This is a genomic window from Actinosynnema sp. ALI-1.44 (assembly GCF_001984155.1).
GTDB lineage: Bacteria > Actinomycetota > Actinomycetes > Mycobacteriales > Pseudonocardiaceae > Kibdelosporangium.
Map to the genome: position 1 here is coordinate 516,351 of NZ_MTQO01000049.1, position 14,169 is coordinate 530,519.

A 14,169-nucleotide genomic window follows, 5' to 3' on the forward strand; every position below is an offset into this window, starting at 1 on the left:
GAATGAGTCAGCGCCGTACGAGCCCAGGCCGCCCGCGTACCAAACCCGCCGAGGAGCGGCGGGCCGACCTTCTCGACGCGGCCGAGCGCGTGTTCGTCGAGAAGGGGATCGACGCCGCCCGGCTCGACGAGATCACCGACCGCGCGGACGTCGCCATCGGCACGTTGTACCTGCATTTCCGCTCCAAGCACGACCTTCTGGTCGCGGTGCGGGCCCGCTTCAACGACAGGCTGGTGGAACGGCAGCAAGCGGTGGTGCGGGCCCTGCCCGCCGACGACTGGATCGGCCGAGTGGACGCGTGGCTCAGCGACGCCGTCCGCGCCTATGTGGAGCATGCCGAACTGCACGACGTGCTCTACGACCACACGCCGATCAACGCCAAGACCACGATGCAGGTCTCAGCGGAGAACGCGCACATGGAGGCGTTCCGCGAGCTCATCGCCGAACGCCCGGACGCGCCACCGGACGCGCCCGACCCCGCGATGGCCGCGAACCTGATCTACAGCGCCTGGTACGGCTCCACCCACGCGCTGCTGCACCACGAGGCCGCCGACATCGACCGGCTGGCTGTGGAGCTCATCGCCGACCTCACCGACCTCGCCCACCGCTACCTGCGCATCGAAGGCTGACGGCGGCGGTGCTGTGCCGCAGTACTCACAGGCTGGCATCCGCGCCGGTACGCGCAGCGAAGACACGAAGCCCCGTGGGTGCCACGCCAGGCAGTTCCAGCAATCCCAGTGTGAACTGGCGGATCTGTCCGCGGCGGACTTCTTCCGGCGCGTATCGCTCGGCGTGCTCCAACGCCCGCAAGCAGTTCTCGGCTCGACCGTAGGCGTGCCAGGCTCGGGCCACGTCGATACAGACCCGCGCCCGGCGTTCGGCACTGGGCAACTGCCCGAGCCGCAACCCACGCGCCACAGTAAGCGCCTGCGCTGGGTCGCCCAGCGCATTGTGGATGGAGATCTCGTACACCGGCACTTGGCTGGCAGTGAAGATCGGGTTGCTCGGCAGCCACGCGGGCAGGCGAGCGGCTACGCCCCTGGCCTCGGCCGCCAGATCGTGCGCGGCGCCGGTGTCACCTTGCTGAGCATGGGTATACGCGGCCGTCAACAACAGACTGCCCTGACCGACCAGATCCCAACCGGTCTCGGCTGGCAGGCTGGTGGCCGTGGTGGTCAGAAGCTCCGCGGCCGTGCCGTGATGCTGGGCACGGCGCATGGCGACGGCGGCTTCGCGGGTCGCCGCCGCGACGGACAGCGGATTGCCACTCACCGTCGCGTGTCGCCGGGCGCGATCGGCGAGCACCCACGACAAGCCCCAGTCCCCTAGCTTGTCCGCTGTGAACGCGGCAAGGCTGTAGGCATCGGCGAGCACCGATTCCGCCCGTTCTTTCATTTGCCCCGCAGTCGCGTCACGCAACCGGTGGCCGTCAGCGACGAGGGCAGGCAGCAGCCCCGCAACAGCCTGGTAGTGACACGCATCGAACTCCACCCGCGTACGAACCAGCTCGGCACGCAGAGCGGTGACGGTCCGGGGCTCAGTCCCAGCGGCCTGAGCGTGCCCAGTGGGAATCAGGGACGTACTGGCCAGCGCGACCAAGCCGGACAACAGCTCACGGCGATGCACCGAATCTCCTCCCACGAGCAGCGGGTTGGCGCACACCTTAAACGCGATCGGCTCCTCCAGCCCGAACACCGCGCCGGGCAACTCCAACACACGCGGACCGGCGAAGCACCAACGTGTCGCCACTGCCTCGACAAGCGGCGTGTCCACAGGTGGCAGTGGACGGCTTTATGAGATCACTCAGAACCGGACGCCACGGATGGGCCAACGTCAATCACCCGTGGCGTCCGGTTGCCACCATCGTCCCCTACGGACACGTCCAATCAGGTCCCCGCGCCACCCGAACGCGGTACCACCACCGACAGCCGATCAATGCGGACGAGAGTCGTCCCGTTTGCGCAGCGCATAACCAGGCACCAACTGATCCTGCAGCTCCAGCCTGTCCCGACGTCCGTCCGCGTACGGGACCGCGAAGTTCACGACGCCCAGCCAATCGCCTTTCACTGTCCGCCACCAACCCGACACGTGGCCGCGAACCTCGCCGGACAGGTCAAGTCCATCCCCCACCGTGCGGATCGGTGTGTTCGGGTTACGAAGGTAGAGCGCGTCCAGACGTACCCACGCCGGTGTCACCCTCGCGTGCCAACCGTGGAGATCGTCGCCAATCATGCGCGTATACGGACTATTGATCATGAGACCGGCCACCGAACGTCACAATCACACGGCGCAAGACAGGTGTTGTCGCTGGTCAGCAGGGGCGTCATAGGGCCACATCGTAACGACTATCGAACATACATTCGAATCGGTTCAGCGTGTCGGCAGGAGCCTGCAGGCCGGTCGGCGTGTCATTCACAGCCGATCGACGTCGGATGACGCGAAGGTCGAAGGGGCCGGTGGGGACGGGCATCCGAGCAGTGCCGTTATGGACGTGACTGCAGCATGTCGCGGAGCTGTTCGAGTGATGCCTCGGGGCTGAGCGCTTGTCGTGCGACGTGGCGGAGCAGGTGTCTGATCTTGTCGGTGTGCGTCGGGTCGTGGCTTTGTTGCAGGCCGATCACCGATTCGGTGAACACGCTGTCCGGCTCGTCGAGGTCGTCGAACGACAGCAAGCTCACCGAGCTGGTGAGCTCCGGGCCCGCACAGGCGGGTGGCACGATCTGCAGGGTGACGTTCGGCAGCTGCGCGCACTTGATCAGCTTCGCCAGCTGGTCATCGTCCACTCCGTGGCCCAGCACAGACTCATGTATCAAGGCGTGGAACTCCAGCACCGGTTCCGCGATGAGCCGCTCCTGTTGCCGCTTCAGGAACGCCACCCGCTTGGCCACCAGCGACGGGCACTGTTTCGCGATGGTGATGCGTGCGTAGGCCTCGGTGTGCAGAAGGGCCGGGAGCTGGCTGAGTTGATACTCGACCTTCCGGCTGGCGTAGTCCTCCAGCCGGATGTAGCGAACGTCGTCGAGGTTGAACTCGTGCCACCACGGCCGTTGCTTCGCCTGTTTCCACAACTCGGTGTACGGCGTGTAATCACAACTCGGAACCCCGTAAGCGTCCAACAAGATGATCAGCTCGTGATACGTCGGCAGCTGGCGCCGTTCGAGCCGACCGAGCTTCTTCGGGTCCAGGAATACACGCTCGCCCGCCTGGCCCTGGGTCAACCTGTTCTGCTCTCGCAGCTTCTTCAACACTCGCGCGAGCTTGCGGCCGTAGTAGTTCAACTCCAGATTGCCGCTCATACAAGCTCCCTGAGCGCAGGCGCCGGATATTCGGTGATAGGCATGATGTCGCGTTTCGTATCCGTAGTGGACAGTTGTGTCGCAGAGGGTTGGGTCGTGTCGGCGAGGTCGAGCACCGGCCGCTGCTGATCAGTAACGGGAAATATCCACGCGACCGCGAGCAAACAGCACTCCGGGCACAGACGGTGCGACGTGAGCGGCCGCTGCTCCCACACTTGCTCGACAGGAAGCCCACACAAGGAGGTCCACGGATACTCACGCGACACCGCATGCACCCGCCCGGCGTAGTACGCACTGCATTCCGGATTGGTCCCCCACCACACGACCCCGACGGCGCCCACGTGATCACCCGCCAACCGCCATCACCCGGGCCGATCGTTGACAGGCGTTCCACGTCCGCTGCCACAACTCCGACGAACATTGACCCAGCTGCCACAGGAAAGCTTGGAACGCCTCGCGCGGCGCCGACAGATTCACCCGCAGAACAACGTGCGGCTCGACCGCGTCCGGATCGTAGTACCAGCTGAACAGCTCACCGGGCAGCAACACGACACGCATGGAGTCGGAAACCACGCAGTGGTACTCCAGCAACGAAGTGAACACATCGAAGCTGCCGTCGACGGAGAACGGGAACAGCCGCTGATGGAAGCGTACGGTGGTATGCCACCCACCGTCCACATGACTCCCGATGCTCAGTCCCTCGAATCCACACTCGGCCGAGTTGAACCGGACAACAGCCTCACGCAGCAGCCGAAGGTTGTTCGCGGTGTGATCATTCGCTTCGTCGAACCAGCGCCGCGGTGTCAGGCACAACGCCGCCGCAGCCGCGAGGTCGTCCAGCGCGCAGGTGTTGGCGTGTCCGTAGGTGATGCTCCAGTCGTTCACCGCACCACGCAGCCACCGATTCCCTGTCACCGCGAACGCCACCCGCGAGGTCAGCAGAACCATGCGCGGTGACACCACATCCAACGTCCACGCACTCATCCCACCCAACGACGAGTCACCAACATCGACACCGGTGAGCGCGCCCATCGGGACGGTGTCGAACTCGATGACCTCGGTGTGACAACTCTCGATCCCGGACACGTCGGAGAACACGAACACCGGCCGGTCCGGGTGATCCCTGTTGTGCCGCAACACGACGCCAGCTAGATCGCGAGCACGTCGCTGGGTAAGTACCTGCCCGGTCAGCGGATTCACCACCGGCAGAACCACCGCACGCGCCCCATCACCATCACGACCGAGCCATTCGGCAAGTACCGGACCAGTCAACTCCTCGACAACATCAGTCACACAGCCATACCCGACGGCAGCGTCCAGCAATGCGCGGTCGATCCCCACCGGAGCGAGAAGAACCGCGCCGTCACTGGCAACGTCGTGCTGGCTGCCCACCGCTGACACGAACGACAGGAACAAGCCGTCAACACCCGCTCTATACGCCGCCACATCCATCGGTGTCGCAGGTACACCATGCTGCCGAAAGTACGCCGCAGCGAACGCACGCGCCTCCTCGTCACCAAAGATGCCGCCGTGCACGAGAAGTTCACGCTGTAGCAGACATGTCAGATAGCCGTCGTGTTCGGCATCCGCAGCCAGTACGTCGAACACCGCCTGTGTGGAAACGACCGGCGAGGCTTGCTCGTCAAACACGCTCAGGGCGTCACGGCTCGTGTCCTCGATACTCGACGATCCGTGCTCGATGGCATAAGCAAGCAGCCCTCGCCGACTCTGGTGCACCCACTGGATGAAGGCGGTCGGTTCGGCCGGAGCATCGCAGAACAGGTTGGCTTCGCCGTCGAGGCGCAGCACAGCATGTTGTGCGGCAACACGATGAATGGCGTTGTACACTGTGTCGCGCAACCTTCCTCGCGCAGACGTCATGATCCACTTCCTTTGCTTGGCGTTCATAGGGGAAACGATGGAGCCCGATCCGCACGGCCGCGGTGGTGGTTGCGGGCCACATCAGCCGTGCGGATCGGCGGGTTGACGCAGAGCAGGCGGTCTCAACGCGACAGACGTCGGCGAATCGTCCTGCGGAGCCACTACCTGCTCGACACAGCGCCTACCCCACCACGCGGCAGATATTCCTGCCGCCGCTGGCCGCCATCCTGAGGCAAGGGATGACGACCACGTTCATTCCACTCACCAGCAATCACGATCCGGACCGTTCCCGCCGCGTGCAAGCAGCACCCGGAGCAGACGGACGCGTTGCTTCATCCGGCGCTCGCGGCCTTCGCCGGATGTCGCACGCCCGATCCTGCACCTCAACAAGACGAACACGCGCCACTCGCCGTTCGACCACACGGCTGCGTGCCCAGGCAACTGCACCTGCAGCCACAAGGAACAGGACGAACACGACCGCCACAAGACCGACTGCTTCGCTCCACCGGTCGGCGGCAGCACCGATTGAGAATCTCGAATTCGGGAAACCCGACAGTGAGAGTTCGCCGATCCCGCTGAACACATTCGCTCCATCCGGACGCATGAATCGTGGGTGTTGCTACATACGACCAAAGGAATCGGCGCTCCGAAACGGGGCAACTCAGAATCTGAGGTAGTTGCACCCATCAGCCTTGCGGAACGGACTACCCATCAGTGTGCGCGAAACCAACAGGTCCGTCCAGGGTCGGCCCTCGCCACCTGACAACCGGGGCCCACCTGCAACGACGTCGATGTACAGGCTGATACACCGTTGCCTCGACCGGGTGTACCAGGAACACAACTAGCGCTCTTCGTCGACCAATGGACTATGGTGGCGACACCATCCTTCCGGAATATCTTCTATCCCGTAGCAGATTTGCGAGCAACGCAAGGAGAGCATGGTGAGCGCCGACGAAAGGACCGTCGCCACGAGTCCTGACTCTGCCGCAGAGCGTCTCGCATCCGAGATCCGCAGGCTGCGACGGAAATCCGGACTGAGCCAAGTCGACCTCGCAGCTGCGGCTGGCTACACCAGACAATACGTATCGCAAGCCGAGATACCCCGCAGGAACCTCCCCTCACTGGACTTGATTCGCACACTCGATGACGTCTTGACCGCCGAAGGACAACTGGTCGCCCTCCGCGAAGACGCACTGGTTGAGCGACAAGGACGGCGTGTTGTACTGCGCAAGCAACAGACAGCAGGATCCGGCGCTTCACCGGGCCCGACCATCGCCTCCAGCAGGGGCACGGCGACCGCAACGGAAACCGACTCCATCACGACGCGCAAGATGGTCCGGGCATCCGCGCAGGACGCACGGTGGATCAGCTCCTGGATGGCCGCCACGAACGCCGGTGCACACGCAATCCAGATGTACCGCGATTGCCTGAAAGCATCATCCGCCGACTTCCTGCACCGACCTGCTGCCGAGGTGTTCAGCGATCTGGACAACATCCGGCGAGAACTGTTCAGCGACATCGAGGCTCGCCGTCATCACCCCCGGCACGACCACGAACTGCTCATGCTGCTCGGCATGACCTCCGTTGTGCTCGCCCATGCCTCCCACCTGCTCGGACACCCGAACGAGGGCATGACGCAGACTCGCCTCGCCCTGCAGTGCGCTGAGCAGATCGACCACGTAGAACTCGGAGCATGGGCATACGGCACCCAAGCACTCATCGCCGAAGGCCGAGGTAACCTTCATGAGGCGATCAGTCATGTCCGCCGGGCCCGTCAACACCTGGCCAGGTCCCGGATACCGGGCAGCGCCACCACGCAGTGTTCCCTGGCGACGGTCGAGCAGGCACAGGAAGTTCTGCGGCAAACGAACGAAGTAGCAGACCTCGACGACATCGGCGGGATCCTCGAGTTCCCAGCACCCAAAGCCTCGATGTACGCCGGCCAAGTGCACACGCTGATCAACCAGCCTCAACTAGCCGAACAGCACGCCCAATCAGCCATCGACAGCTACCTCTCCGGCGAGCCCGAGTTGCGTTCGTACGGCGACATCGCGCTAGCCCGGATCGACATCGCCACGGCGCGACTCACAGCACGCGACCTGACCGGCGTCCACGACGCCCTCACCCCCGTCTTCAGCCTGCCCGTAGCCCTGCGCACCGAACACCTGCGGCCTTCACTCACTGCCTTGGCAACTGCCCTGACGTCAAAGTCAGGCAAAACCTCAGTCGGCGCCATCGAACTCCAGCAGAAGATCACGGCCTTCGCCGTCATGCCTTGCGTCGAATAGGTGCGAGCACGAAAATCGAGGCTTGTGGCCAACCCCATCAGGAACGCCAGCGCTACGACCGAGATGCGCAATCGCCTGCAAACAGCGTGCTCGCACACCGGCCTACCCGCGTCCGGTGCGCAACTGCTGCACCACTACGCCAACGCAGTGTGGTTGCTACCCGAACATCCCGCCATCATCCGGATCACCGACTCCGCATTCGCTCATCAGAAGGCGACCACGAACATCGCAGTCTGCCGATGGCTTGTCCAACACCAGCAGTTCCCGGCAACCGCACCGCTGACCACGGACGTGATCCCCTTGGACGAGCACGCGGTCGCCACAGTGTGGACCTATTATCCCCAGCCACCCGACCTGTCCCCCACATCCACCGACCTCGCCGGTCTGCTTCGTCAGTTGCATGCGCTACCGTCACCACCATTCGAACTGCCTCGGTGGACGGCTTTGACCAGCCTGGAAGGGGTACTCAGAGACACCACGCGCCCCATCGCAATCGACGACTCGGACCGCCGGTGGCTCCTACAACGCATCGATTATTTACGCGACGAGCTTGCCCGTCTGGACTGGCGTTTGGGCGACGGGCACATCCACGGCGACGCGTGGGCGGGAAATCTACTGTGGAACGACACGGCCAACCCGAGAACGGTCCTACTCGGCGACTGGGACTCGGTCTCTTGGGGCCCGCGGGAGGTTGACCTGATCCCCACTTGGCACGCGGCGACCCGATTCGGCCGCGGACAGCAGTGGTCCGACGACTTCGCAGCCGAGTACGGATACGACCTCGCCCAATGGTCCGGCCTCCCCACCCTGTTCGCCATCCGAGACCTCGTGCAGCTTGTGGCGCTGCTCCGTCAAGTGCCGCGCCGACCAGGACTGGCAGGCGCGCTACGGCAACGTCTTAGCGACATCAGGACAGCTCACGGAACCGCTGTATGGAAGTCTTTCTAACTAACCTATTCGTCAGCCCCGGCGAAATCGTCTGGAATAGACCTATGGCGACCGGCAAACCACACTAGTGGTCACGGCCGGTTCGACAGCTTGACGCGCCTACGCCACCACGTGGGCACGTGAACAACGCTTTACAGTAGCATCGCATGCAACGACCCAACAGAGTTAATCAAGGCAGAGGTATGCCCTCCTGGCAAGTGAATGGGCTATCGTTACGCAACAACTGATCTGAAGCAACCGCAGGCCGGTCACGGACTCGTGGAGACCTCTAGGAGCACGGCGTGGGTGGTAACGACAATCCCAGCACCCCGGAGCCGAACTCAGCGGCAGATCGCCTCGCAGCCGAGGTCAAAAGGCTACGACTGGGAGCTGGCTGGAGCCAAGTCGATCTCGCCGCCAGGGCTGGCTACACGCGGCAGTACGTGTCGCATGCCGAAGTAGCTCGCAGGAACCTTCCTTCGCTGGACTTGATACAGACACTCGACAATGTCCTGAACGCAAGCGGAAGCCTGCTCAAGCTCCGCGAGGAAGCATTGGTCGAGCAACGACAGCGCCGTGTAACGTCACACGACCGGTCGGCAGGAACATCGCGTCACCACAACACGACGATGGCGCAGGCCTTCACCAGTCCCGCCGTACGCGAGTTCATCCAGACCGCCATACGCCTCTCCGACAACTCATCGCCCCTCAACGACGGTAATGCCACCGAGGTACTCGGACCCGACATCGCCGAGAACGTTCGGCGAAGTCAGGAACAGTGGATTCGTGTGCGCCGCGCACCTGGCGCGCATGGGCGGGAACTGGCGGAACTCGCGGCGTGGCTGTACCCCAAAAGCCACTGGGCGCCCGGAGGCCACGCGCTGGTGGGGTCCGATTGGCTCCTGGACAAGCCAGTGGAACTGGACTCCGTCCGGCTGACGTTCACCGACGCCGGACATTCCACTCCGACGATCGAACCGAATGACCGGGTGCTGCCGTTGACGGCTCGTGGCAACCGCTACTCCAGCTACAGCAGGGCTGTCAGAGATCTCGTCCGTCCTCGCTTGCTGGAGAACCGGCTCAGTTACCGGCTCCTCGAGATATCGCAGCGGGGTGGGTTGTCGATGACGTTCGGCACTACCACGTTCTTCGAGGTGTTCGACGTCAAGGAATACCTCGCCCACGAGTTCAAAGCCGCCTGGCTGGCGTCCGGTGGATCGGTGCCGAGTTGGGACAGCCTGCCCTTGCGCCAATCCGTAAGTGACCCCTTCGATCCGGTCCGGCTGCTGATGTCGCCGGGAATCAGCACCTTGACCATCCGTAAGGATCGCCGCGGCGAGCACCGATTCGTCATGCACCAGCGCGACGGAAAAGCAGTGGCTGACGGCGGAAGCATGTGCACCGTCATGCCTTCCGGCGAATTTCAGCCTTCATCGCTCGCCACAGTGGACGTGCACAACGACTTCTCTCTGTGGCGCAACATCATGCGGGAGTACTCGGAAGAGTTCTACGGCAACCCGGAACACGACGGTAGTAGCGCCCGCTCGATCAACTACGCCGAGGAGGAGCCGTTTCGCAACTTCGAACAAGCACGTACCCAGGGCAGCTTCCAGCTATGGCACTATGGCCTTGTCATGGACGCTCTCACTCTCGGTGTGAACCAGCAAACCGTTGCAGTGATCGACGGTGACGTCTTTGACCAGCTGTTCGCCGGCCTTGTGCCGAGCAATGACGAGGGGCGCGTGATCGGCGAAGGCAGCCGCGCGGACTTGCCGTTCACCAGCGAAGCGATCGACCGGCTCAATCCTCGACTTTCGGCCAGTTCGCTGACGCTTCTCCGTCTGGCCTGGCGAGATCGACAGATTTTGCTGGCGCAGTGACATCAGCATGGGGTCGTGCCTGCTTGCCGAGTTCCCACCAACTGAACCTGTTGCAATCACTGCTGGCACAACGTGTTTCGCCTGCGGGGCCTGTTCGCCCGGTCGTCCTCGGACAGGGGCGCAGGCCTGTCGCCGGTGCCCTCGTGGGCAGGTCACCGGCGACAGGCAAGGATTCACAGTGCAGGCTTACAGGGCCGCGTTGGCGATCCGCCAGTGCCGTGCCCGCTCGTACTGGCGGCTGATGCGCGCGAACGTCCCGTCCGTACGCATCAGCTCCGCAGGCGTGCCGTGCTCGACAACGCGTCCCTCGTCCAGTGACACGACGTAGTCCGCAGCGGCCAAAGTGGCCGGTCGGTGCGCGATCACGATCACGGTGCGGTTGGGGTCGTCACCGAGGTTGGCGATGGCCTGCGTGACCGCGGCCTCGTTCTCCGGGTCGAGCGCGGAGCTGGCCTCGTCGACGAGCACGATGCGCGCCCGCTTGAGCATCGCGCGGGCGATCGCCACGCGCTGGCGCTCACCACCCGACAACTGGGCGCCCGCCTCGCCGACGCGTGTGCCCCAGCCGTCCGGCAGGCGCTGGATCACCTCGTCGAGCCGCGCCGACCTGGCCGCCTGCTCCATCTCGTCCCACGTCGCGTCCGGGTGCGCGAGGCGCAGGTTGTTCTCGATGGTGTCGTCGAACAGGTAGACGTCCTGGAAGACGATCGCGATCTCGTCGAGCAGGACGCTCGGGTCCAGGTCGCGCACGTCGACACCGCCGACCCTGACGTGACCCGACTCGACGTCGAAGAACCGGGCGATCAGCCGGGTCACCGTCGTCTTGCCTGACCCCGACGGCCCCACCAACGCGGTGGTGGTGCCCGGCTGGCAACGCATGACCACGCCACGCAGCGCCGGGTCTTCGCTGCCGGGATAGGTGAAGTCCACATTGGACAGCTCGACCACGGCCTCGTCGATCTTGCCGACCGGGTCTTCCCGCACCGGCAGCGCGGGAGTCTTCAGCAGGTCCTCGATGCGCGCGATCTTGTTCGTCATCGCGCGCAGTGCGCCGATGAGGTTGATGAGGTTGCCAAGCGGCTCAAGGAAACGCGCGGCCAGCACAAGCAGCGCGACCGCTTCGGCGGCACTGATGCTGTCAGTCAGCACGAGCTGCGCGACCAGCGCGAGCACCGCGATGAATCCGGCCATGACCACGGCGGTGTAGGTGAAGAACGGCCGCCGCGCACGGCGCATGCCGTCCCGGTAGGTCTCGCGATGATCCTCAAGCGCGGCTTGCATCCGCGGTGTGCCGTCGGCGTAGCCCGCGGCACGCAGGACCGGCTGGGCCTGGCCGAGTTCGATCGCCCGGCTGGCGACCCCGGCAGACGCTCGCTCCAGTTCGATCTCGGCGATCTCCGCGATGTACGCGGCGCGCCGCAGCGCCACGTACGCGACGAGCGCGATCACGCACAACAGCACCGCCATGCGCCAGTCGATGAAGAGCGTCACGGTGACGACCGTCGCGGGCAGCAGCGTCGAGGTGATCGCGGGCCCGGCGACCGTGACGGCCAGGTGCGCGGCGTCACCGACGTCCGCGGTCACGCCGCGAGCGAGCCGCGCCTTGTGCTCGGAGGTGAACCACCCGAGTGGCAGCGTCGCCACGTGGCGCATCAATGTTCGCCGCAGTTGTGCCGCGAGCACACCGGCCGCCTTGAATCCGATCGGGTCGGCGATGATGCTGAGCACCACGTACGCGACGGCGCCGATCACGCCGAGCACGAGCCACGGAGTGGCGGCGGCGATGTCGGGCTCGGGGCGCACGAGACAACCGAGGATCGGGACGAGCAGGCCGAGCAACAGTCCTTGCAGGACCGCCTGCGCCGCCGTGAGTGACCACAGGCCGGCCAGGATCTTCGGCTCCGGCCAGAGCCGGTACAACCGGCGGATCATGCGAGAATCCCTTCCTGTGCGGCCCACATCCGGGCGTACAACCCGCCGTGTGCCAGCAAATCATCGTGGTGGCCCTGCTCGACCAGCCGTCCGTTGTCGAGTACGAGGATCTGGTTGGCGCCCGCGATCGTGTGCAGCCGGTGGGCGATCACGATCACCGTCTTGCCGACAGCCAACGTGGCCAGCGCGTCCTGCACCGCCGCTTCGCTGTCGGGATCCAACGCGGCCGTCGCCTCGTCCAGTACGACGATCGGCGCCCCGGACAGGATCGCCCGCGCGATCGTCAGCCGCTGGCGCTCGCCCCCGGACAGACTTCCCCCGCCCGCGTCGAGCAGCGTGTCGTAACCGTGGGGCAGGCCCTCGATCACGTCGTGGATGTGTGCGGCCTTCGCCGCCTCGCGGACCTCCGCGTCGGTGGCGTCCGGCCTGCCGATGCGGATGTTCTCCACCACGCTGTCGCGCAGCAGCGCGACATCCTGGAACACCAGCGACATCGACGCCAGCAAGTTCTTCGACGGGATCGAGCGCACGTCGACACCGCCGATCCGGATGGCGCCGTCCGACACGTCGTAGAAGCGCGGCAGCAGGCTCGCGAGCGTCGTCTTGCCCGCCCCGGACGGCCCCACGATCGCGGTCACCTGACCCTGCGGACAGGTGGCCGTGATGTTCTCGACCGCGTTGTGCTCGCCGTCGTAGGAGAACGTGACGCGGTCGAACTCAACGCCGTGACTACTCGGCGTTTGCGGGCGCTCCGGCTCGGGCAGCGGCGCACGCGACAGCAGCCGTTCGATGTTGGCCGCGCCCATCCGGCCCTTGCGTACTCCCTGGAACGCTTGCACGGCAGGCATGACCGAGTTCGGCAGCCCGATCGCGACGACCAGGAAGGCGACCAGGTCCGCCACACCGAGCGACCCGTTCCGCAGGAAGATCAACCCGGCGACGGTCACGGTGACGAGGATGGCCATCTCCGAGCCGAGCACGCGTGTGACCGCCGAGCTGTAGCGCACCTCGGCGACCCACGCCGCGAACGCCTGGGTGTGCTCGTCCACGGCTTCGTCGAACCGGCGCAGCACCCGGCCCCCGGTGCCGAACGTCTTGACCACCTGGATCCCGTCGCCGTATTCGACGCTCGCGGCACTGATCCGTGTCTCAGCAGCGATCAAACGGTTCATGTGAACCGTCATCGACCGCATCGAGACGCGGTAGACGATCGCCATCAGGACCAGGACACCGAGCGTGACCAGCGCAAGGGGAACGTCGACGAACAGCAGGTAGCCCGCGCCGACCACTGTCACCGTGATCGCTCCGGTGAGCTGGCCCAGCGCGTGCGCGATCACCTCGTGCATCTCTTCGATGTCGCCCGTCATCGCCCGCTTGACCTTGCCGGACCCCACCGAGCGGAACCAGCCGAGAGGCAACGCGCCGAGGCAGCGCACGATCCGCGTCCGCAGTTCGTACGTGATCGCCGCGTCGGCGTAGTGCCCGACGCGAGAGGACTGCACGAACAACAACAGCCACACGCCCGCGGCCGCGGCACCGATGCCGACCCACGTCCAGATCCTCGCGGGCTCCGCCACCGGGCCTTCGAGCATGACCCGAGCGATCTCGGCGAAAGCGATGTAGGGCACGATCCCCGCCGCCGCGCTCAGGGTCGACAGGATCGCGCAGATCACTAGGTGGGTCCGGATCGGAGCGAGCAGGCGCGCCAACGCGCCCGGCCCTGCCAGCCCCGGCGCCTCCGGCGCTGCTGATGGTTTCATTAGGGTAGCCTAACACGCCGACTGAGGCTCATTCAATAACACCTGTGCGCCGTGGAACAGCGCATACATCGCAGGGTCTAAGACGGTTTGCATCGCCAGGTGGTAGCCCGTGCGGCACCGATCCGGCATCGTGAGATCACGAGACGCCGAAGCACGAGTCAGCTCGGTCGGACCACCCCGAACCTACTCGTATCCCCTTGCGCCC

At 65.0% G+C, this 14,169-nt stretch carries 9 protein-coding genes; 4 read left to right on the forward strand and 5 right to left on the reverse strand.

Features of this window, described 5'->3' with window-relative positions:
• Positions 1-2: 2 nt before the first annotated feature.
• A complete protein-coding gene (locus tag ALI144C_RS32155; protein WP_076990912.1) occupies positions 3-629 on the forward strand; it encodes a TetR/AcrR family transcriptional regulator in 627 nt (208 codons plus the stop codon).
• A gap of 25 nt (positions 630-654) precedes the next feature.
• Here ALI144C_RS32155 and ALI144C_RS32160 read toward each other — a convergent pair whose 3' ends face one another.
• The 3 genes from ALI144C_RS32160 to ALI144C_RS32180 all read right to left on the reverse strand — a co-directional run bounded on the left by ALI144C_RS32160 (position 655) and on the right by ALI144C_RS32180 (position 5,204).
• Positions 655-1,716, reverse strand: coding sequence for a hypothetical protein (locus ALI144C_RS32160; RefSeq protein WP_076990913.1), 1,062 nt, complete (start codon positions 1,714-1,716; stop codon positions 655-657).
• A 767-nt stretch (positions 1,717-2,483) separates the two neighbouring features.
• Entirely contained in the window at positions 2,484-3,296 is an 813-nt protein-coding gene (locus tag ALI144C_RS32170; protein ID WP_076990914.1) for a helix-turn-helix domain-containing protein, read from the reverse strand.
• A 345-nt stretch (positions 3,297-3,641) separates the two neighbouring features.
• Positions 3,642-5,204 carry a hypothetical protein gene (locus tag ALI144C_RS32180; RefSeq protein ID WP_143230997.1) on the reverse strand — a complete coding sequence of 521 codons (1,563 nt, stop codon included), beginning with the start codon at positions 5,202-5,204 and terminating at the stop codon, positions 3,642-3,644.
• Between the two features lie 914 nt (positions 5,205-6,118).
• On the opposite strand from ALI144C_RS32180, the gene ALI144C_RS32190 reads away from it, so the two are divergent.
• From ALI144C_RS32190 to ALI144C_RS32205, 3 genes are all read left to right on the forward strand, one after another.
• Positions 6,119-7,465: a helix-turn-helix domain-containing protein gene (locus ALI144C_RS32190; RefSeq protein ID WP_168211393.1), complete on the forward strand. Its 1,347-nt coding sequence runs from the start codon at positions 6,119-6,121 to the stop codon at positions 7,463-7,465.
• Positions 7,466-7,489: 24 nt separating this feature from the next.
• Positions 7,490-8,413, forward strand: coding sequence for an aminoglycoside phosphotransferase family protein (locus tag ALI144C_RS32195; protein WP_076990919.1), 924 nt, complete (start codon positions 7,490-7,492; stop codon positions 8,411-8,413).
• Positions 8,414-8,694: 281 nt separating this feature from the next.
• The gene (locus tag ALI144C_RS32205) at positions 8,695-10,272 is read left to right on the forward strand and encodes a helix-turn-helix domain-containing protein (RefSeq protein ID WP_083753571.1); all 1,578 of its coding nucleotides are present in this window, start codon (positions 8,695-8,697) and stop codon (positions 10,270-10,272) included.
• 186 nt (positions 10,273-10,458) lie between these two features.
• On the opposite strand, the gene ALI144C_RS32210 is transcribed toward ALI144C_RS32205, so the two are convergent.
• Positions 10,459-12,204 (reverse strand): ABC transporter ATP-binding protein, encoded by a 1,746-nt coding sequence (locus ALI144C_RS32210; protein ID WP_076990920.1) that lies wholly within the window; start codon positions 12,202-12,204, stop codon positions 10,459-10,461.
• On the reverse strand, positions 12,201-13,964 hold the full coding sequence (locus ALI144C_RS32215) for an ABC transporter ATP-binding protein (RefSeq protein ID WP_076990921.1): 1,764 nt from the start codon (positions 13,962-13,964) through the stop codon (positions 12,201-12,203). The genes ALI144C_RS32210 and ALI144C_RS32215 overlap by 4 nt, the downstream gene beginning before the upstream one ends.
• Positions 13,965-14,169 lie beyond the last annotated feature (205 nt).